16 protein-coding genes, 1 tRNA gene and 1 riboswitch are annotated in these 19,391 nt (G+C 47.7%); all 17 genes read left to right on the top strand.

The annotated features are described in order from the left end of the window. Positions 1 to 113 precede the first annotated feature (113 nt). The 17 genes from CAN90_RS00390 to aspS all read left to right on the top strand — a co-directional run bounded on the left by CAN90_RS00390 (position 114) and on the right by aspS (position 19,301). Positions 114 to 190 (top strand) — tRNA-Arg (locus CAN90_RS00390). A 567-nt stretch (positions 191 to 757) separates the two neighbouring features. Then, positions 758 to 2,134 carry a sigma-54 interaction domain-containing protein gene (locus tag CAN90_RS00385; protein ID WP_085831859.1) on the top strand — a complete coding sequence of 459 codons (1,377 nt, stop codon included), beginning with the start codon at positions 758 to 760 and terminating at the stop codon, positions 2,132 to 2,134. A gap of 251 nt (positions 2,135 to 2,385) precedes the next feature. Continuing rightward, positions 2,386 to 3,144, top strand: coding sequence for a CoA transferase subunit A (locus CAN90_RS00380; protein WP_200807576.1), 759 nt, complete (start codon positions 2,386 to 2,388; stop codon positions 3,142 to 3,144). A 25-nt stretch (positions 3,145 to 3,169) separates the two neighbouring features. Further along, positions 3,170 to 3,829, top strand: coding sequence for a 3-oxoacid CoA-transferase subunit B (locus CAN90_RS00375; RefSeq protein WP_085831858.1), 660 nt, complete (start codon positions 3,170 to 3,172; stop codon positions 3,827 to 3,829). 11 nt (positions 3,830 to 3,840) lie between these two features. Continuing rightward, a complete protein-coding gene (locus tag CAN90_RS00370) occupies positions 3,841 to 4,983 on the top strand; it encodes an acyl-CoA dehydrogenase family protein (RefSeq protein WP_085831857.1) in 1,143 nt (380 codons plus the stop codon). 366 nt (positions 4,984 to 5,349) lie between these two features. Continuing rightward, positions 5,350 to 5,445: riboswitch (glycine riboswitch) on the top strand. Positions 5,446 to 5,587: 142 nt separating this feature from the next. Beyond that, on the top strand, positions 5,588 to 7,018 hold the full coding sequence (locus CAN90_RS00365) for an alanine/glycine:cation symporter family protein (RefSeq protein WP_085831856.1): 1,431 nt from the start codon (positions 5,588 to 5,590) through the stop codon (positions 7,016 to 7,018). 373 nt (positions 7,019 to 7,391) lie between these two features. Further along, a complete protein-coding gene (locus CAN90_RS00360; protein WP_085831855.1) occupies positions 7,392 to 7,844 on the top strand; it encodes a GNAT family N-acetyltransferase in 453 nt (150 codons plus the stop codon). 281 nt (positions 7,845 to 8,125) lie between these two features. After that, the gene (locus tag CAN90_RS00355; RefSeq protein WP_085831854.1) at positions 8,126 to 8,830 is read left to right on the top strand and encodes an alpha/beta hydrolase; all 705 of its coding nucleotides are present in this window, start codon (positions 8,126 to 8,128) and stop codon (positions 8,828 to 8,830) included. A gap of 197 nt (positions 8,831 to 9,027) precedes the next feature. Then, the gene (locus CAN90_RS00350; protein ID WP_085831853.1) at positions 9,028 to 9,375 is read left to right on the top strand and encodes a hypothetical protein; all 348 of its coding nucleotides are present in this window, start codon (positions 9,028 to 9,030) and stop codon (positions 9,373 to 9,375) included. 314 nt (positions 9,376 to 9,689) lie between these two features. Further along, positions 9,690 to 10,703, top strand: a complete 1,014-nt coding sequence (locus tag CAN90_RS00345; protein ID WP_085831852.1) for a rod shape-determining protein — start codon at positions 9,690 to 9,692, stop codon at positions 10,701 to 10,703. A gap of 122 nt (positions 10,704 to 10,825) precedes the next feature. Then, positions 10,826 to 11,755 (top strand): rod shape-determining protein MreC, encoded by a 930-nt coding sequence (gene mreC, locus CAN90_RS00340; protein WP_242953544.1) that lies wholly within the window; start codon positions 10,826 to 10,828, stop codon positions 11,753 to 11,755. After that, positions 11,752 to 12,273, top strand: a complete 522-nt coding sequence (gene mreD / locus CAN90_RS00335; RefSeq protein WP_085831850.1) for a rod shape-determining protein MreD — start codon at positions 11,752 to 11,754, stop codon at positions 12,271 to 12,273. The genes mreC and mreD overlap by 4 nt, the downstream gene beginning before the upstream one ends. Before the next feature lie 13 nt (positions 12,274 to 12,286). Next, positions 12,287 to 14,485, top strand: coding sequence for a peptidoglycan D,D-transpeptidase FtsI family protein (locus tag CAN90_RS00330; protein ID WP_085831849.1), 2,199 nt, complete (start codon positions 12,287 to 12,289; stop codon positions 14,483 to 14,485). Positions 14,486 to 14,735: 250 nt separating this feature from the next. Continuing rightward, positions 14,736 to 15,479, top strand: a complete 744-nt coding sequence (locus tag CAN90_RS00325) for a nucleotide-binding protein (RefSeq protein WP_085831848.1) — start codon at positions 14,736 to 14,738, stop codon at positions 15,477 to 15,479. 49 nt (positions 15,480 to 15,528) lie between these two features. Beyond that, positions 15,529 to 15,933, top strand: coding sequence for a methylglyoxal synthase (mgsA, locus tag CAN90_RS00320; RefSeq protein ID WP_085831847.1), 405 nt, complete (start codon positions 15,529 to 15,531; stop codon positions 15,931 to 15,933). A gap of 111 nt (positions 15,934 to 16,044) precedes the next feature. Continuing rightward, entirely contained in the window at positions 16,045 to 17,352 is a 1,308-nt protein-coding gene (hisS, locus tag CAN90_RS00315) for a histidine--tRNA ligase (RefSeq protein ID WP_085831846.1), read from the top strand. Positions 17,353 to 17,501: 149 nt separating this feature from the next. After that, positions 17,502 to 19,301, top strand: a complete 1,800-nt coding sequence (gene aspS / locus CAN90_RS00310) for an aspartate--tRNA ligase (protein ID WP_085831845.1) — start codon at positions 17,502 to 17,504, stop codon at positions 19,299 to 19,301. Positions 19,302 to 19,391: the final 90 nt, after the last annotated feature.

Raw genomic sequence — 19,391 nt, 5'->3', positions numbered from 1 at the left:
CAGCAAGGCATTTCTACCTAAAAGAAAATTATTTTGCAGAATCTATTGACTTTTTGTCTGTCTTTGCATATAATAATAAAGCTGTTCCGTCTTAGGACAGGCATCAGCGATTTGCGCTCGTAGCTCAGCTGGATAGAGTGTCTGACTACGAATCAGAAGGTCAGGGGTTCGAATCCCTTCGGGCGCGCCAAAAGCAGTTTAACCTTAATGGTTAGACTGCTTTTTTATTAGCATAATCTACTTAAAGGGATTCGAACCCGAAAGGGTCTGAGCGTTTAGAAAATGTACCTGTGGCACATTTTTAGCGAAGAGCGGCGCCGCGGCTGTGCCGCAAGCCGGTAGGCGGTATTACCGCCGTTAAATCCCTTCGGGCGCGCCAAAAGCAGTTTAACCTTAGTGGTTAGACTGCTTTTTCTTATTAGCATTATCTACTCAAAGGAATTTGAACCCGAAAAAACCGCCCTTTGACGATTTTTTATTCTGCAAATGAAAAGCTAACATAAGTAACTAAGAATTGCAGGTTCTTATTCCCATTTAATATCAGCCATAATACGATTGCATCTTACTTTTACTTGTGTTACATTGAAGTTAATGACACAAAGTGTCTCAAAATCGAGCGAACAGTGTCTCGATATAGACACACTGTGTTCCGCTTTTCTATTAAAAATCTGCTGAGTATGCCACCATACCAGATGGCATGGAAATTGCTATATTATTTAATAGAGAATTGAAGTAATCGCGTTTGGAGGGCTGCATTATGAATTCAAAGCTCATTTCCATATCAGATTTAACGCTAGAAGAACATATTCAAACCATGCTGAACACTCCATTTGAGGGTGTATTAGCAATTGACACAGACTGCCGAATTTTTTTCGTAAATCAATTTTTTTTAGATTTTTTTCAAACTACAGAGAAAGAGATGCTCGGGCAAGACATTCGGGTTTTTATGCCAAGCTGTCGCTTGCCTGAAACACTGGGTCGCGGCTACTCGGAATGGGGAGACACCCTTGTAGCAAAAGGCAAAGAGGCTCTCGTTGCGCGTTTTCCCATCAAAAAGGATGGCCTGGTTGTTGGCGCTATGGTAAAAACTATTTTTCCCGATATGATGGTGGCAAAAAGTATTGCGGAAAAACTCGGGAGCCCTGTGAAAGTATCCCCCATAACAACTCCGATTCACCTATACACTTGTATGGACTTGGTGGGGGAAACCGAATCCATGCTTTATGTGAAAAAACTGGCTCGCAGAGCATCCCGCACCAATTCCACCATTTTAATTTCTGGTGAAAGCGGAACTGGAAAAGAAGTTGTGGCGCAGGCCATTCACACCCGTTCGGTGAGGCGCGATGGACCATTTATTAGCGTTAACTGCGGTGCAATTCCCACCAACTTGATAGAAGCGGAATTGTTTGGGTATGTATCCGGTGCATTTACGGGCGCTTTGCGCGGCGGTAACCCCGGCAAATTTGAGCTGGCAAACGGCGGCACTATTTTGCTCGATGAGATTGGGGATATGCCGCTGGATGTACAGGTTAAGCTGTTGCGTGTATTGCAAGAAAGAGAAGTATGGCGCATTGGCGCCCGTGCTCCCATTACCTTAGATGTACGCGTCATCGCCTCTACCAACCGTGATCTGCGAGAGATGATTCGCATTGGCACGTTTCGGGAGGATTTGTATTATCGCATCAACATTTTATCTATTAACATCCCTCCCTTACGCCAGAGGAAAGCAGATTTGCCAGATTTGGTGCGTTTTCTTTTACAGCGTATTAATGCACGTATCGGTTCCCATGCCTTGGGCGTTACACCCGACTCTATGGCTGAGTTTATGGAATACGACTGGCCTGGCAACGTGCGGGAGCTGGAAAACATTCTGGAGCAGGGCGTAAACTGGAGTGAGGGAGAGCTTGTCAGCCTAAAAAAAGTACCTAACAAACCTTGGGATGTTCACACCAATAAAAAAGAGAGAGAGAACGACGAGCAGCCCGGTTATCACAATGCCATGACTGAAAGGGAGAAGCAGCTAATTTTAGATGCGCTTGCCCATAACGGCGGCAACCGTGTACATGCAGCAACCGAACTCGGAATTTCCCGCTCCGCGCTATACCGCAAGCTCGACAAATATCAAATCAAATAACAAGCTTTTTATTCTGGAGGTCTCCCCGAAAAGGGAAGCCTCCTTTTTGTTTCTCTTTTGAGTCTCGTTTTAGACACAGTGTCTCGCGAACACTGTGCCACTTGGTACAGTGTTCACTCACAGAAAACGTGTAAATTACACTTTTTTACGCTCTTTTGCAGTTGGCACGCAACTTGCTAATAACAATTAGTAGTACCATTCGCAAAACAACCGTAACACAATGTGACGTATTCAAGAAGGAGGGACTTATCTTGTCTAAGCTTGGTAAAAAAGTAATGAGTATGGATGAGGCGCTTGCCTGTATCCCACAAAAGGGTGCAAAAATTTTAATGGGTGGTTTTGTGGGAGCATCGGAACCCACATGCTGCATCGAGTGGCTGATTGAACACAAAATCTCAGAGATTACCTTAATAACAAACGAACCCGGTCTAAGCGGCTTTGGCCGTGCCATGCTCTACAAAAATGGTCTAGTAAAAGAGATTATCTCTTCCCATGTTGGCACCACGGAGGAATCTACCATTGAATTCCTCAAAGGCTCCCTGAAAGTAGAACAATATTACCCGATGGGTACTTTGGCAGAGAAGGTTCGCGCCGGTGCAATGGGGCTGGGCGGTGTTTTAGTTCCCGTTGGTGTTGGGATTTTGGATGAACCGGGTCTTTTCCCAGATTTACAGGAGCCCAAACAGGTGATTCATGTAAACGGGATGGATTGCTTTGTTGAGCCCGCCATTCGCGCTCCGTATTCCATTATTAAAGCTTGGCGTGCAGATGAAATTGGCAATCTGGAATTTCGCTATACCGGCCTTAACTGCAATGCAATGTATGGTATGGCAGGCGACTATACCATTGCAGAGGTAGAAGAAATTGTACCCGTAGGCACTATACCACCCGAACGCGTAGGGTGTGCGGCACCGTTCATAAATGCAGTTGTTCAGGGCTTGAGCCTAGAAGAACATAACGAAATCTACCGCCAGCACTGGCTGAAAATCGGTAAATTAAAAGCAGAGTAAATCACGGATAAAGGAGGTATTTTGTATGGATCCCAGAGAATTAATCGCACGCCGTGCGGCGAAGGAATTAAAAGACGGCCAGCTTGTAAACCTGGGCTTTGGTATGCCTACTCAGGCTTCAAACTACTTGCCGGAGGGTGTACACCTTATGTTTCACGGGGAAAACGGCGTAATTGGCGTTGGCCCACGCCCCACCGCTGCAAATGCACAGGCAGACATTACAAATGCAGGCACTGAGCCGGTTACTCTCGTACCCGGTGCAGCGATTATGGATTTAGCCACCTCGCTCGGCGCAATGCGCAGCGGGATTTTGGATGTTACCATCCTCGGTGCATTAGAGGTTGACCAATACGGCAACATTGCCAACTGGGCAGCAAAGCGAGAGGGAAAATGGTGGCCGGGTATGGGCGGAGCTATGGAGCTTTGCTATGGCACCGAAAAGTGCATTGCAACCCTTATGCACGCAGACAAAAAGGGAAACTCCAAAATTATGAAGAAATGCTCTCTCCCTCTCACGGGAAAAGGCTGTGTAAAAACGATCGTGACGGATAAAGCCGTATTCGACGTTGGAGAGGGCCACCTAATCCTAAAAGAGTACGCACCGGGTGTTACCTTAGAGGAAATTGAGCGGCTGACTGACGCTGAATTCGTTGTGGCCGACGATTTTCATGAGATGGAACTCTGAGAGGGATAGAGATGAATCGATATACAACAGATGAGCAGGAGATGATTGCACGGGCTAAGCAATTTTCGGATGAGAAGCTGCGCCCCATTGCCCGTGAGCTAGACGAAGAGAATCGCTTTCCCACAGAGCTTGTGGAGGAAATGGCACAGGCAGGCTTTTTTGGTGCGCGTTATCCCCAAGAATTTGGGGGACTTGGCATTTCTACCGCCGCGGCTGAACGGATGGCTACGGAGCTTGCGCGCAACAGTGCCGGTGTTGCATTAACCCTGCATGTGCACTGGATGGCGGTTGACGCCATTTTAAAGTTCGGCACCACCGAGCAAAAACAGCGCTGGCTGCCAGACCTACTCTCCGGCAAGCGTATTGCCGCTTATACCATCAGCGAAGTGTGTGCAGGCTCCGACGCGGCTTCCATGCAGGCCTCCGCTGCCGCAGTAGAGGGCGGTTACCTACTTAACGGTACCAAATACTTTTCTACCAACGGCGGCATCGCAGACCTATTGGTTCTCGCATTTAAAACCGCTCCGGAGCTAGGCGCAAAGGGCATTAGCGTTTTTGTGGTTGACCGTAAAGCCGAGGGCTTGAAGGTCGGCCCAAACCTCAATAAAATGGGGTGCCGCAGCTCCAATACAACTAGCATTATTTTAAAAGACTGCTTTGTTCCTACTAAAACTCTACTCGGCAAAGAAAACGGCGGCTTTAAGGTGGCAATGTATGGCCTTATTGGCGGAAGGCTTGGTATGTGCTCTATGGGGATTGGCATTGCAGAAGCCTGCTTAGCAGAAGCCGCCACTTATGCAAACCAAAGAAGTGCATTTGGCAAGCCCATTGCCGCACTCTATTCCGTACAAGAAATGGTGGCGGAAATGCACGTGAAGCTAGAGGCCGCACGCTTATTGGTAGACGACGTAGCCAAACGAATGGACACCGGCGTTGATTGCGCCGTAGAAACCTCAACCGCTAAAATTTTTGTAGCGGAAACTGTTAACGAGGTATGCCATAAGTCTCTTCAAATATTTGGCGGACATGGTTACCTCAAAACCTGTAATTTGGAGCGCTACGCACGTGACGGTCGCTTAATGGACATTGGCGTGGGGACCTCTGAGGTTTTAAAAATGGTAGTGGGGGGCGCTGTTCTGCGAGCAAACGCGTAATTCCCTCATCGAAATACTTTATTTCATGCACCTGGTTGCTTCTCTGTATTTATTGCACAGGAACAGCCGGGTGTATTTTTTGATTCTATACATTTATTCTAAAACAAAGACAAGATATGAAGCCTCTCTTTTGATTTGATTCTTTATTCAACTAATACGGTAATAGAAAATCCAGTATATACGGAATAATTATTTTTTTAACAGCATAAATTTGACTCTGTAGAACTTATTGACTTCATTTTGCTATTATGTTATGATGGAGCAAACTTCATACTCTACAAGTGAAGTTCGTAGGAAAACGGCCGCATGGCCTACCGAAGGAGTAACACTCTCAGGTTCCCGTTGTTTCGGGTGAGGACTATGAATGGATGTAACTCTGGAGAATCCCTTAAATGGGTGCCGAAGGTGTAAGGCTCGAACGTATCGCGCTAATCTCTCAGGCAAAAGGACAGAGATCTGTGCCCAACTATCATTGGGCCTTTTTTGTGTATTTCCAGAGTCAAGCCATACCTTAAGTATGGTTTGACTCTTTTCTTTTCCTGTGGATGAGCTCCTTCCGGTAGAATTGACGGCTGTTCTTATTTATTTTGGAGGGGTGTTTTTCTTGGAATGGTTTTCTCATTTAGTCAACAGTATTAACGGTGTTTTATGGAACTTCTTTTTAATTATTCTTCTGTGCGGCGTCGGAATTTATTTTACAATTCTGACCAGAGGGATTCAGTTCCGCAAATTTAAACAAAGCTTTCACTCTACCTTTGGGTCAATTACCTTTAGCGGAAAGAAAGCAAGCGAAAAAGAAGGAATGACCTCCTTCCAGTCGCTCATCACATCTGTATCGGCTCAAATCGGAACAGGAAATTTAGCGGGTGTGGCTACTGCTATGGTTTCCGGAGGCCCCGGTGCCGTGTTTTGGATGTGGGTAAGTGCAATTTTGGGTATGGCTACCATTTACGGGGAAGCAACCCTTGCACAACGCTATAAGACCAAGGTGAACGGCACTCTGGTTGGTGGCCCTGCTTACTACATTCAGGCCGCTATTAAAGGCCCCGCAGGCAAGGTTGTTGCGGCCATTTTTGCCGTTCTAATTATTTTTGCTCTGGGCTTTATGGGCAATATGGTGCAGGCAAACTCTGTTGGCGGCGCAATGGAAGCAGCTTTCGGCATCCGTTCAGAATACGTTGGCGTCGGCCTTGCACTGCTTTCTCTGCTGGTTTTTCTGGGTGGTGTAAAGCGCATTGTTGCCGTTGCTGAAAAGGTCGTTCCTTTTATGGCTGTGTTTTTTACGGTAGCCTCTCTGGTTGTTATTTTTGTAAACTACCAGAATATTTTGACCGCATTCTACGATATTTTTGTAGGAGCTTTTAACCCGCAGGCTGTATTGGGTGGCGTTTTGGGTGTTAGTGTACAACAAGCAATTCGCTTTGGTATTGCCCGCGGCTTGTTTACCCATGAAGCCGGTATGGGTTCTACCCCTCATGCGCATGCGCTCGCCCGCGTAAAAAATCCTTGCGAGCAGGGTCTTGTTGCCATGATGGGCGTATTTATCGACACCATTGTGTTGCTTCCTCTTACCGTGCTTGCCATTTTAACCTCCGGTGTTTTAGGCTCTAAGGATGGTAAAGGGGAGTTTGTAACCGGCATTCAGCTTACACAGGCTGCTTATTCCGAGGTGTTTGGTCAGTTTGGTTATGTAATTATTGCCATCTGCGTATTCTTCTTTGCCTTTGCAACTATCATGGGCTGGTACTTCTTTGGCCTTGCCAATGTAAAGTACTTATTTGGCAAAAAGGCGGTCTCGCTCTATGCGGTACTGGTTTCTATTTTTGTTGGTGTGGGCTGTGCCCTCAAGGTAGACCTGGTGTGGAGTCTTGCGGATTTGTTCAATGGTCTCATGGTAATCCCCAACATTCTGGCATTGTTGCTTCTTGGTGGGGTTGTTGCAAAGCTCACCAAAAGCTGGGAGGCTGGCGAAGTGTACACTCCTGACTTTGAGGACGACGATAGCACAGTTTCAACTGGTGAATCCAACGGGTAACGTTAAAGCATTTCGAAAGGAGTTGATTCTCAAAAGAATCAACTCCTTTTCAAATGTATTTGCGGTGTTTATGACAAGTACACCGGATAAAACTTGTTACCCAGTAATGGATATGGGATAATGAGCGTAACGGGCAGAGGGCGCAGTAACTCCTCCCTGAAGTTTAAGCTTCTTACGAAAGAATTTCGCCTCTGTCTTTACAGTCAGATACGAATGAGCTGGATAGCGTTAAGCGCTGCATATCTAACGAGGTTGTATTGCCGTAAAAAACCAGAGGGTAACCCTGTCCGTGAATCAAATTTTACCATTCTCAGAAAGAACAGGCCGTATGAAGCGACGCCGCCAAAGAAACAAAACAACGAGGAAAAATCACATGAATATCCAATTTGCACGTGCTACTTTAGAGGACGCAGATACCTTAATTTCTGTACAGGATCAAAGTTTTTATTCCGATTTCATCAAATACGGCATTTGCCCCGGATACAACCGCTCTCGCGACAGCATGGTGAAAAGCATATCACGCAATTTTGTCTACAAAATATTGTCCGATGACATTGTTGTTGGCGACATCATTGTAAAAGACAATGGCAATGCCGATTATTTTTTGGGTTGCATCTGTATCGTTCCTGACTATGAAAACAAAGGGATCGGCCAGCTTGCTCTGTCTTTTATTGATGAATCTTTCCCCGATGCAAAACATTGGTCTCTGGAAACGCCTTCTGACAAATTGAGAAATCATTATTTTTACAAGAAGCATGGCTACGAGATTACCAAAGAGTATAATGTTGATGGCGTCCTAATTTCTTTCTTTGAAAAAAATCGGTGATTTTTTTGTATTTGCCTATTGACTTTTTATAGCTGGTCTTTCTATTTATAGTCTTTTCTTTTTGTGGTAGAATGACTTTATATTATTCAGAAAGCAAGTGACGTTATGACATAACAGATTCATTGCTTGAGTAACACCCCATGGGGCGCATTCAGGCGAGTGATGTAATCTAAAATTCCTTTTTAAAGCCAAGGAATGCCCTCGTGGAGAAACAACTGCTTAAGCAAAGATCTTCAAAAGTAATGTTGTAAATTCACGGTCTTAGAAAGGGTAATAATTGTATGAAAATAGAAACAATGAAAATTGAACAGATTCCCGCACTTGTTTGGGGAGATAGTTCCGACCAAGTGATTCTTGCCGTACACGGCAGTCACTCTCATAAAAAAGATACTTCTATTGAAATACTAGCGGAAAAAGCCGCGCAGCGTGGCATTCAGGTCATCAGCTTTGATTTGCCAGCTCATGGGGACCGCATTGGCACAGAGCCTCCCTGCAAGGTGCAAAACAGTGTAAAGGACTTACGCATAGTGATGGACTACGCCAAACAGCGTTGGTCGCAAATCAGCCTGTTTGCTTGCAGCCTTGGCGCCTATTTTAGCCTACTGGAATTTTCAAGAGAACCGCTGCACCAAGCACTGTTTTTATCTCCTTTAGTAGACATGCAGCGTATGATTACCAATATGATGAAATGGTTTGAGGTTACGGAGGAACAACTGCAAAAGCTTGGTGAAATTCCAACCCCCATGGGTGAAACCTTATACTGGGATACCTACTGCTATGTAAAGGAACACCCCATTGAGCACTGGAACTGCGACACTGCGATTTTGTACGGGGAGAACGATACCCTGTGCGAGCGCGATACCATCAACTCGTTTGTCGAGCGTTTTTCAAGCCGTTTAGAAGTGGTACCCGGCGCAGAGCATTTCTTCCACACACCAGAGCAGCTTGCTGCATATTCTGCTTGGCTCGATAAAAATCTGCGGTAATCTATTTTCTTCCCATAACTCTAACAAATCAAACCCTCAAGCGAGCTCTCGTTTGAGGGTTTGATTCATCATAGGAAAACACTCCTGCAAAATGCACCAATTCCACAATTGAGGCAAACGACTTCTATTGGGGTAGCAAGTAATCGAGCTGAGTGCAAAGTGATTTTCGCCAAAGTATACTGCAAACGGAGGAAGTAATGGATAATCTAAATCATTTGGGTCTTTCGGATGGCACTATCAAGAGTATAAAAATCATTCGGAACGAAGCAGAGGTTGTAATTGAAAGATGGAATGCAAAAGGATTAAAGTTGATTTTTGTGGATTGCTGGCGACTCAAAGACAGACAGTCAACGGATCAACCAATCGGTGATATACAGATTTTTAAAAAGTCAGATTTATTAGATGAGTTAATTGCAGATATGATAGACGGCGGAGGAACAAAAGCGGAAGTGGAAGAAGCAGTTCAAATCACTTTTTATGAGCCATCGGATAATCGAATTATTTTAGAGATTATCGCAAACGCTGTTCATGCGGAAGATTTCTAATTCCACACTATTTCTCTTGTCCAATCATACCTCTACACTGATTAAGCGAGACGCAAAACGGGTAATATTTCCTTATGATTTGGTGAGAGGGAGCAAGAAAGCGCTACTCCTAGTATTTTTGTGAATCATTCCTATTTGAAAAAATGAATTTTTTGTGATTATTTCGGTTTCCTGTTGAGAAATGACGGTACAGCGGTTATAATAGGATTATTCGGTCTAATTGGGTTTTTGCGCCCTTTTTCAAGAATTGACAGAAACTCATTCAATACATTATTGATACACATAAAACGGGCGGGAATGAAAGGGGAACATCCATGTTTGCAAAGGATATCGGAATCGATTTGGGAACAGCCAATACTTTGGTGTTCATGAAAGGAAAAGGAATCGTGATGCGCGAGCCGTCAGTTGTGGCGGTAGATATTCGCTCCGACACGGTTTTGGCTGTTGGTACACAGGCCAAAGAAATGATCGGCCGCACCCCGGGTTCCATTGTAGCGGTTCGTCCGCTAAAAGACGGTGTTATTGCGGATTTTGACATAACCGCAACTATGCTCAAGCATTTTATCAAAAAAGCAACTAAAGCAAATATGTTTAGCAAGCCTCACATTGTGGTGTGCATTCCCTCTGGTGTTACCGAGGTTGAACGCCGCGCTGTGGAAGACGCTGCCCGCCAGGCAGGAGCAAGCCAGGTTGACCTGATTGAAGAGCCTATGGCGGCTGCGATTGGAGCAGGGCTTCCCGTTGCTGAGCCTACCGGCAGTATGGTGGTTGACTTAGGCGGCGGCACCACTGAGGTAGCCGTTATTTCTTTGGGAGACATTGTTACCTCCTGTTCCGTTCGCGTAGCGGGTGACAAGTTTGACGAAGCGATTATTTCTTATGTCAAAAAGAAATATAATCTTTTGATTGGTGAGCGTACCTCTGAGGAAATTAAAATCACCATCGGTTCTGCTTTCCCCACGGAAGAGACCAGAGATGCTACGATTGTCATTAAGGGCCGTAACCTGCTCGACGGCCTGCCGAAAAATGTAACCATTCATGCCGACGAGGTTCGGGAAGCTTTGGCAGACCCGCTTTCTTTGATTGTGGATGCTGTAAAAAGCACGCTGGAGAAAACCCCGCCTGAGCTTTCTGCCGATATTATTGACCACGGTATTATGCTTACCGGCGGCGGTGCTCTGCTGCGCGGTTTGGACATGCTGATCTCACAGGAAACCAACATGCCGGTACATGTGGCAGACAGCCCGCTCGACTGCGTGGTAGACGGAACCGGAAAGCGGCTGGAGGTTACCATGCCGTCTGAATACTACAAGGCGCGGAAGAGATAAGCCTTGCCTGCAATAGTTCTTTCGCGGAGGGTTTCTTGGAGGCTCTCCGCTTTTTTCATTCAACAGGAGTGTGACTGTTTTGTTGCCGCACTCTACGCCATGGAGGTGACGATTTGAGAGATGTGTTTCACAGCAAGGGCTTTAAAGCTCTGCTGGGCATTGTTTTTATTGTATTAGGCATTATGATTTATTCGGCCGGCACAGGGGGAAGCTCTGTGTTTTCTTCTCTTTTGGGGCACATATTCACCCCCATGCAAAAGGTTTCCACAGTCATCTCCAACAATGCAGCCGCAAGCGTAGGCCGTTCTGCCGGTGATATTGAAAGTGAAAACCAAAATTTAAAAAATGAGGTAGATACGCTTCGTGCAAAGCTGATTGATTATTACCAGGTAAAGCAGGAAAACGAGCAGTACCGAACCTTTTTAGAGCTAAAGAACGAAAACAAGGATTTTACGTTTGTCTCCGGCTCTGTTGTAGGGCGCGACCCGAACGATGTATTTGGCAGCTTTACGGTAGACAAAGGCACCTTGGCAGGGGTTACTGCCGGTAGCCCGGTTATTACGCAAAGCGGAGTCGTAGGGTGGGTCTCAAGCGTTAGCTCCACTTTCTGCCAAGTGACCACTATTTTTTCACCAGACACCAACATGGCGGCGCTCGACCGCTTAAATCGCGAGAGCGGCGTTGTTAGCAGTAATATTAAACTGTATGAGCAGGGTTACGCAAAGCTTGGCTACCTTTCCTCTGAAACAAAGGTGAAAAAGGATGATATTATTGTTACCAGCGGCCTTGGCGGCATTTACCCCAAGAACCTGCCGGTGGGTACGGTCATCTCCGTTGGTCCCGAAGATTACAGCGTCTCGTATATGGCAGTGATTAAACCGTTTGTTGACCCGAAGACGGTACGAGATGTATTCATCATTACTGGCTTTCTTGGCAAGGGAGAGGCTCTTAATTCGCTGCCAGAGCCTTCTGGCTCACCGTCGAGCAGCAAAGCCCCCTCCAGTAGTTCCTCCTCTAGCAGCAAGACCTCCGGTTCGGAGGCATCTAAATGATAGACAAGAGAAAGTTGCTGCGCTATTTTGCCTATACTATAGAAATTGTTGTAATCTATTTAATCAACCAAACACCAGGGCTGATTCCTCCGGTGTTTGGTGCCCGACCGGTCTTGCTTTTGCCGGTAGCCATATGTATTGCACTGTTTGAAAGCGAAACCGCAGCAATGGGCTTTGGCCTCATGTGCGGCGCACTGCTCGATTTTGGCATGAGCGGCGGTTCGTCGCTGGGCTTTCACACCCTCCTGCTCTCCGTTTTTTGCTACTGTGCAGGGCTCATGGCGGTTCACCTGCTGCGAGCCAACCTGCTCACTGCGTTCTTGCTTTCTACCGCAGTAGTGGCCTTTATTTTCACCTTGCAATGGCTGTTCTATTATGTGTTTGTCGGGTACCAATACCCGGGTGTCGCTTTGGTCAGCCATTATTTACCCCGCTTTGTTTACACACTGCTTCCGGTGCCTCTCATTTACGCCTTTAACCGGGCCTTTGCATTGAATATCCGGGAAAGCGCCGGCTGACAGGAGGTTTTCCATGAATCGCTTTAAGGGTTTATCCCGTTATCTATTTTGCATCGTTGTTCTTCTTATTGCTTTTGGCGTGTATGGTCTCCGTTTAATCAACTGGCAGGTCATCAATGGCGCCTACTGGCTTGGGGTATCTACCCGAACGAACACCTCCTCTGTAAAAATGACCGCCGCCCGCGGGGAGATACTGGACCGCAACGGCAGTGCACTTGCCGTAAATAAAACCGTGTATGCCATCGTGTTTGACAAGGTGGCTATGACAAAGGACACACAAAACAAAACGATTCTTCAGCTTGTTTCGCTTCTTCAAAAGAGAGGAGAAGCATGGATTGATGAATTGCCTATTCAGGTAACTGCCGCGGGGGCATACGAGTTTATTCCCGGTCGTGATAAGGATGTTGCGGCCTTAATTAAGCACCTGCGCCTGAATAATTACGCAACCGCCGAGCAGTGCATTCTTCAAATGAAGAAAGACTACGATTGTGACGGCTACTCTCCGAACCAAACCCGTGCGATTGTCTCGGTACGCTATAACATGGCGATTTCCGGCTTCTCCATTTCTACGCCTTATACCTTTGCAACCGGAGTCTCGGCCGACACGGTGGGTATTATTAGCGAAAACACTCTAAACCTGCCCGGTGCAACGGTTGAAGTAACCACGGTTCGCGATTACCCGGACGGTACGGTAGCACCGCATGTGCTCGGTACACTGGGTGCTATTTCGCAGGAAGAATACGCAGAGGAAAAGAAACAGGGAAACACTTACAGTCTGGATAATTTGGGCGGTTATGCCTACAATGATTCCATTGGTAAAAGTGGTATTGAATCTTACTTTGAAAAGTACCTTCGCGGTACAAACGGATTAAAGGTAATTGAAACCACTCGAACTGGAGCCGTGGCTTCCAGTACAGTCACACAGTCACCAGTCGCGGGTGATTCCATTTACCTTACCATTGATAAAAACCTACAAAAGGTGGCACAGGTCTCACTTGCAAATAACGTTAAAAATGCGCAGGATGAGGGCAAGCGTTCCGGCGGTAAGGGAGCAGACTGCGTTGCCGGCGGTGCAGTGGTTTTGAACGTAAAGGACTTTTCTGTATTGGCAGCGGCAACATTCCCAAACTATGACCTAAACCAGTACAATTCCAATCCTTCTTATGTGTCCGGTTTGTTTCAGGATAAAACAAAGCCGATGTATGACCGTGCCTTGGTTGGCTCTTTCATGCCCGGTTCTTCTTTTAAGCCCGTTGTTGCATCTGCGGCGTTGCAGGAGGGCTATATCAATGCCTCTTCCACGGTAACCTGCCACCGTGTTTACACGTTCTGGAAAGATTACCAGCCAACCTGCATGGGTTACCACGGCACAATAAATGTAGTAACTGCGCTTCAAAAATCCTGTAATATATTCTTTTACGATACTGGCCGACGCATGGGAATCGATACACTCGATTTATACGCCAAGCGCTTTGGCCTTGGGCAGAAAACAGGTATTGAAATTAACGAGGGTGCAGGTGTTCTCTCCAGCCCGCAGGTTCGTGTGAATGCAGGTGGAGTATGGAACGGCGGTGACGTAGTTCAGGCAGCCATCGGTCAGGCTGACAACTCCTTTACTCCTTTACAGCTTGCTACCTATGTTGCCACTCTGGTAAACGACGGCACGCGGATGAAAACACATCTCATCAGCAAGGTGACAGACTATAACCGTGAAAAGACCGTGATGCAAAACGACCCTAACGCACCTACCGTAGTCGATCATGTTGGTGTTTCCAAAGAAAATCTGGATATTGTAAAGCGTGGTATGCGTGCTGTTGCTGGGCCGGGAGGAACGGCCTCATCCTTTACAAACTATGGTGTTGCCGTAGCCGGTAAAACCGGTACTGCACAGGTACCACCACATTCCGATAACGTCGTATTCGTTGGGTTTGCACCCTACGACAAACCCGAGATTGCAGTGGCCGTTGTGCTGGAATATGGTGCTTACGGCAAGTACTCCACAGCGGTTGCACGCGATTTGTTTGATGCTTATTTCTTTGGTAAAACAGTGGATGCTTCCGGGAATTTAGTATTCCCGGCAAAGCAGGAGTCAACAACCTCCGGCACCTCTTCAGGGGCGTCATCCAGTTCTTCTGCCTCCTCTGGGGCAGCACAACCGGGTTCAAGCTCCTCGGGCTCGGCATCCAGCAATACAGGGAATTCGGCGGGTTAAACCACACCAAACGGCCTTTGTGTTCTATTTTTAAAAGTATTTTATATATTGTGACTATTGCAGTTCAAATATTGAAAAAAATCTTTGACGGAGATTCACAATTGTGTTAGTATGATAACGTAAGTGAGAAGAAATCGAGAACTTTATTTTTTAAGTTGGAAGAATATCTCGCTGCGAGTTTGAAGACTCATAAAACCGTATGGCAGGTTGTTACCGCTTACGGCGTGAGGTTCTAGCGAGGAAGTGACTTATGGGAGCGGTAACGGTTATCACATCTGGCAAGGGAGGCGTGGGGAAATCCACCGTCTGTGCTGGGTTGGGACGAGCCTTAGCCGAACGGCGGCGTAGGGTTTTGTTGATAGACGGCGATGCCGGGCTGCGAAGCCTGGACCGTATGCTCGCTTTAGACGATGAAGTAATGTTCGATATTTCAGACGTCGTTTCCGGCTCATGCGAGCCAATACGCGCTATTTACGACTGCGGGGTTCCCGGGCTGTTTTTAATGCCCGCACCCTACCGGGAAGAAAATGTGATACCGCCTCATTTTATGCGGCAATTGGTACCCATTCTTTCACGCTACTACGACCACGTAATCATCGATTGCCCCGCCGGGCTTGGCGCAGGTTTTGAATCTGCGGCTGCCGCAGCACAAAGGGCACTTGTAGTAGCAACACCAGACCCGCTTTGCCTGCGCGGCAGCGACAAGGTGCGCCTATTGCTTACGCAAAATGGCATTGCATCGCAGCGGCTGGTGGTAAACCGGTTCCATTATAAAAACTTTGTGAAATCTGGCTTATTCCATGATTTGGACAATGTAATTGACTCCGCTGGAATCCGGCTGATTGGCATTGTACCGGAAGACCCGGAAACCGCCGCCGCTTTTACCGGTGGCAGGCCAGTTTCACCAAACTTTTCCGCAATGCAGGCATTTCACCGTCTGGCCGCTCGGCTGGAGGGAGAATCGGTTCCCCTTGCAAGGCTGGAAAGGCTGTAAATCATCTATACTACTATTTCATTAAATTCAGATGAAGGAGGATTAAGCATTGAATATTGCATTGATTGCCCACGACGCCAAAAAAGAACTGATGGTTCAGTTCTGCATCGCATACTGCGGGGTGCTAAGCCGACACAGCTTGTGCGCGACAGGCACTACCGGCAAGCTGGTATCGGAGGCCACGGGGCTGAGTATTCAGCGCTTTTTAAGCGGAGCGCAGGGCGGCGACCAACAGATTGCGGCACGTATTTCGTATAATGAAGTGGATCTGCTTCTGTTTTTCCGCGATCCCCTGAGTCCGAAGCCACACGAGCCCAACGATATGAATTTGCTGAGCCTGTGCGACATGCACAATATTCCTGTGGCTACCAACATCGCCACCGCGGAGGTACTCATCCACGGTTTGGAGCGCGGTGACCTGGACTGGCGCAACATCTTAAATCCGAAGTACTGATCTTGGGATTTATCTCTATTCAGGTAGGATCCCTCGCTCTCAGCGGAGCGGGGGGTTTTGTTTTAACTCGCCCACCAACTTGGCGGGAACAGATAATAAGGAGTGTTTTTTATGGCATTATTGGTTCAGGGTCCCAAAGGTACACAGGATCTTCTGCCCGAGCAAACAGCACGCTGGCAGGTCGTTGAGCAGGTGATGCGCGAAGAGGCATCTTTGTATGGCTACGGGGAGATTCGCACACCCGTATTTGAGCATACCGAGCTGTTTCAGCGTTCCGTAGGTGAAACCACAGATGTGGTTCAAAAAGAAATGTATACCTTTAATGATAAAGGTGGGCGCTCCATCACTCTGCGCCCCGAAGGAACCGCCGGCGCAGTACGCGCCCTGCTGGAGCATGCACTCTATAATGACGGTTTGCCGGTAAAGCTGTTCTATTTTACCTCCTGCTACCGCTACGAGAAGCCGCAGGCAGGCCGCCTGCGTGAATTCCACCAGTTCGGTGTGGAGGCGTTTGGCTCTGCTGACCCCATTGCAGATGCAGAAACCATTTTGCTCGGTAAATCAATTTTTGACCGCCTTGGCATGAAAGGGTATTCCATTGAAATCAACTCCATTGGCTGCCCGGAATGCCGTGCAAAATACCACCAAGCACTCAAGGAGTATTTTACGGCGTCCATTGATCAGCTTTGCGATACCTGCAAAGACCGTTTAGATCGCAACCCCATGCGTATTCTCGACTGTAAAAATCCGCCCTGCGGTGCGGTTGCTAAGAATGCACCCATTATGCTCGACTACCTGTGCGACGACTGCCGGGATCACTTTGATGGTGTAAAGGGCTATTTGGACGACGCTGGTGTGGAGTATAAGATTAACCCCACCATCGTTCGCGGGCTGGACTATTATACCCGTACCGTTTTCGAGTTTGTTTCGAGTGACCTTGGTGCGCAGAGCACCTTCTGCGGCGGCGGGCGGTACGACGGCCTCGTAGCTGAAATGGGGGGCAAGCCCTTGCCTGCACTGGGCTATGCGATTGGCTTAGAGCGTGTTCTCATGATTTTGCAAGCACAGGGGATTGAGCTACCCGTACAGTCGCAGTGCGAGCTTTTCATTGCAGCAATTGGCGAAGCATCACAGAAGAGCGCGTTTGCTTTGGTTCGCCGCATGCGTGAGTGCTCTGTATTTGCTCAGTTTGACTCCTGCGGGCGCAGCCTGAAAGCACAGATGAAGTATGCCGATAAGATTGGCGCGGTCTACACTCTAGTTTTGGGTGATGACGAGCTGCAAAGCGGACGCGGTAAGCTCAAAAACATGAAGACCGGTGAGTTAATCGAAATTTCCTTGAAGGAAGAGACCTTTGCCTCTGAATATTTGGCGGCAACCGTAGCGGCAGGCACTGCCGGTGCAAACCCGTCTATTTGACGGAGCGTCGCTTTTTTACTATAATAAAGATATTATGCAAACAACTCCATTCCCTCTTTTTCGAAAGAGGGAATGGTATGCTTGTTGCAAATGCAAAATTTCTAGAAAACAAACTGCCAGGCTCAGCCTGAGGATAGAGGAACGATACAATGTCAGAATTTATGAGCGGACTAAAAAGAACTCATTACTGCGGCACTCTGCGGCAGGAGCATGTTGGAAAAGAAGTGGTAGTGTGCGGTTGGGTACAGCGCCAGCGCGACTTGGGTCAGTTAATCTTTGTCGATTTGCGTGACCGTACCGGAATTTTACAGTTGGCATTCGGCGATACCACCGACCGCCAGATATTTGAAAAGGCTGCCAGTGTTCGTGCAGAATATGTACTTGCCGTGCGCGGAATCGTGCGCGAGCGCTCTGCGAAAAATGCCGAACTTCCTACCGGAGATGTGGAAATTGAGGTATTGGAGCTGCGTATTCTTGCGAAAGCAGAAACACCGCCCTTTGAAATCGTGGAGAATTCCAACGTAAAAGAAGAATTGCGCTTGAAATACCGCTATTTGGATCTTCGCCGCCCTGATATGCAGGACAAGATTATCCAGCGCCACAAGATTGTAAAAATAGCCCGCGATTATTTTGATGACAATGACTTTCTGGAGATTGAAACTCCCGTCCTGATTAAATCTACGCCTGAGGGTGCGCGCGATTATCTCGTTCCTTCCCGTGTATTCCCCGGGAATTTCTTCGCACTGCCCCAGTCTCCCCAGCAGTACAAGCAGCTGTTAATGCTCTCCGGCTTTGACCGTTACATGCAGGTTGCCCGCTGCTTCCGCGACGAAGACCTGCGTGCAGACCGCCAGCCTGAGTTTACCCAAATTGACCTTGAAATGTCCTTTGTTGAACCGGAGGATGTTATGGCAATTGGTGAGGGCTTTGTGCGCGACGTATACAAGCGTTTGCAGAACATAGATGTTCCCGCACCATTCCAGCGCATGACTTGGCACGAGGCCATGGAACGCTTTGGTTCCGACAAGCCCGACCTGCGCTTTGGCTTAGAGCTCATTAACCTGAGCGATGCTCTAAAAGATACCGAATTCCGCGTATTTGCAAGTGCTTTGTCGGCAGGTGGTTCGGTACGAGGTATCAACCTAAAGGGCAAGGCAGACGAGCTGAGCCGTAAGGAAATTGATAAGCTGACCGAAACTCTCAAGGCTTACGGTGCACAGGGCCTAGCTTGGACTCGCCTGACTTCAAACGGCGAAAGCTCCAGCTACGAAAAGTTCCTCTCCGAACAAGAGGCTTCAGCGGTAAGAACCGCACTTGGGGCTGAAACAGGAGACGTTCTGCTTCTCGTTGCCAGCCCGAAAAACAGCGTAGTATTTGCATCCCTAGGTGCTCTGCGCTGCGAGCTTGCAAAACGCTTTGGCATGATTGATGATTCCAAGCCCTGCCTGCTATGGGTAACAGACTTCCCGCTGTTTGAGTACGACGAGGAAGAAGACCGTTATGTGGCTATGCACCATCCCTTCACCGCACCGCGTGAGGAAGACCTGGATAAGCTGACGACCGACCCAGGCAGCGTATGCGCCAAGGCCTACGACTTGGTTCTTAATGGTAATGAGCTTGGCGGCGGTTCCATCCGCATTAATTCTCCTGAAGTACAGCGCCAAATGTTTGAGGCTCTTGGCTTTACGCCAGAGCAGGCACAGCAGCGCTTCGGCTTCTTAATTGACGCATTCCGCTACGGCGCACCGCCACACGGCGGCATGGCATTCGGGCTTGACCGCCTGGTAATGCTGATGCTGGGCTGCGATAGCATTCGCGACGTAATCGCGTTCCCGAAGGTTGCAAACTCCAGCGAGCTGATGAGCAATGCTCCCGACGTAGTCGACGCAAAGCAGTTAACCGAGCTTGGTCTTTCCATTGTTGCTTCGGCAGAAGAGAACAACGACTAATATTACCTATGCCGGTTTTATTCTAATTGGCTGAGTACGGCAAGCTGAACAAGGTACCCCATACCGTGTGCCAAAGTTGGTTTTTTACGT

The organism is Clostridium merdae, assembly GCF_900176635.1.
In the GTDB taxonomy this organism is placed as follows: Bacteria; Bacillota; Clostridia; order Oscillospirales; family Acutalibacteraceae; genus Faecalispora; species Faecalispora merdae.
This window is presented reverse-complemented; position numbering and strand designations above follow the sequence as displayed.

Excerpts from the sequence above, each read along its gene's own strand:
- CAN90_RS00385 (WP_085831859.1), top strand. The coding sequence starts at position 758 with ATGAATTCAAAGCTCATTTCCATATCAGATTTAACGCTAGAAGAACAT.
- CAN90_RS00375 (WP_085831858.1), top strand. The coding sequence starts at position 3,170 with ATGGATCCCAGAGAATTAATCGCACGCCGTGCGGCGAAGGAATTAAAA.
- CAN90_RS00370 (WP_085831857.1), top strand. The coding sequence starts at position 3,841 with ATGAATCGATATACAACAGATGAGCAGGAGATGATTGCACGGGCTAAG.
- CAN90_RS00360 (WP_085831855.1), top strand. The coding sequence starts at position 7,392 with ATGAATATCCAATTTGCACGTGCTACTTTAGAGGACGCAGATACCTTA.
- CAN90_RS00355 (WP_085831854.1), top strand. The coding sequence starts at position 8,126 with ATGAAAATAGAAACAATGAAAATTGAACAGATTCCCGCACTTGTTTGG.
- CAN90_RS00350 (WP_085831853.1), top strand. The coding sequence starts at position 9,028 with ATGGATAATCTAAATCATTTGGGTCTTTCGGATGGCACTATCAAGAGT.
- CAN90_RS00345 (WP_085831852.1), top strand. The coding sequence starts at position 9,690 with ATGTTTGCAAAGGATATCGGAATCGATTTGGGAACAGCCAATACTTTG.
- mreD (WP_085831850.1), top strand. The coding sequence starts at position 11,752 with ATGATAGACAAGAGAAAGTTGCTGCGCTATTTTGCCTATACTATAGAA.
- CAN90_RS00330 (WP_085831849.1), top strand. The coding sequence starts at position 12,287 with ATGAATCGCTTTAAGGGTTTATCCCGTTATCTATTTTGCATCGTTGTT.
- CAN90_RS00325 (WP_085831848.1), top strand. The coding sequence starts at position 14,736 with ATGGGAGCGGTAACGGTTATCACATCTGGCAAGGGAGGCGTGGGGAAA.
- hisS (WP_085831846.1), top strand. The coding sequence starts at position 16,045 with ATGGCATTATTGGTTCAGGGTCCCAAAGGTACACAGGATCTTCTGCCC.
- aspS (WP_085831845.1), top strand. The coding sequence starts at position 17,502 with ATGTCAGAATTTATGAGCGGACTAAAAAGAACTCATTACTGCGGCACT.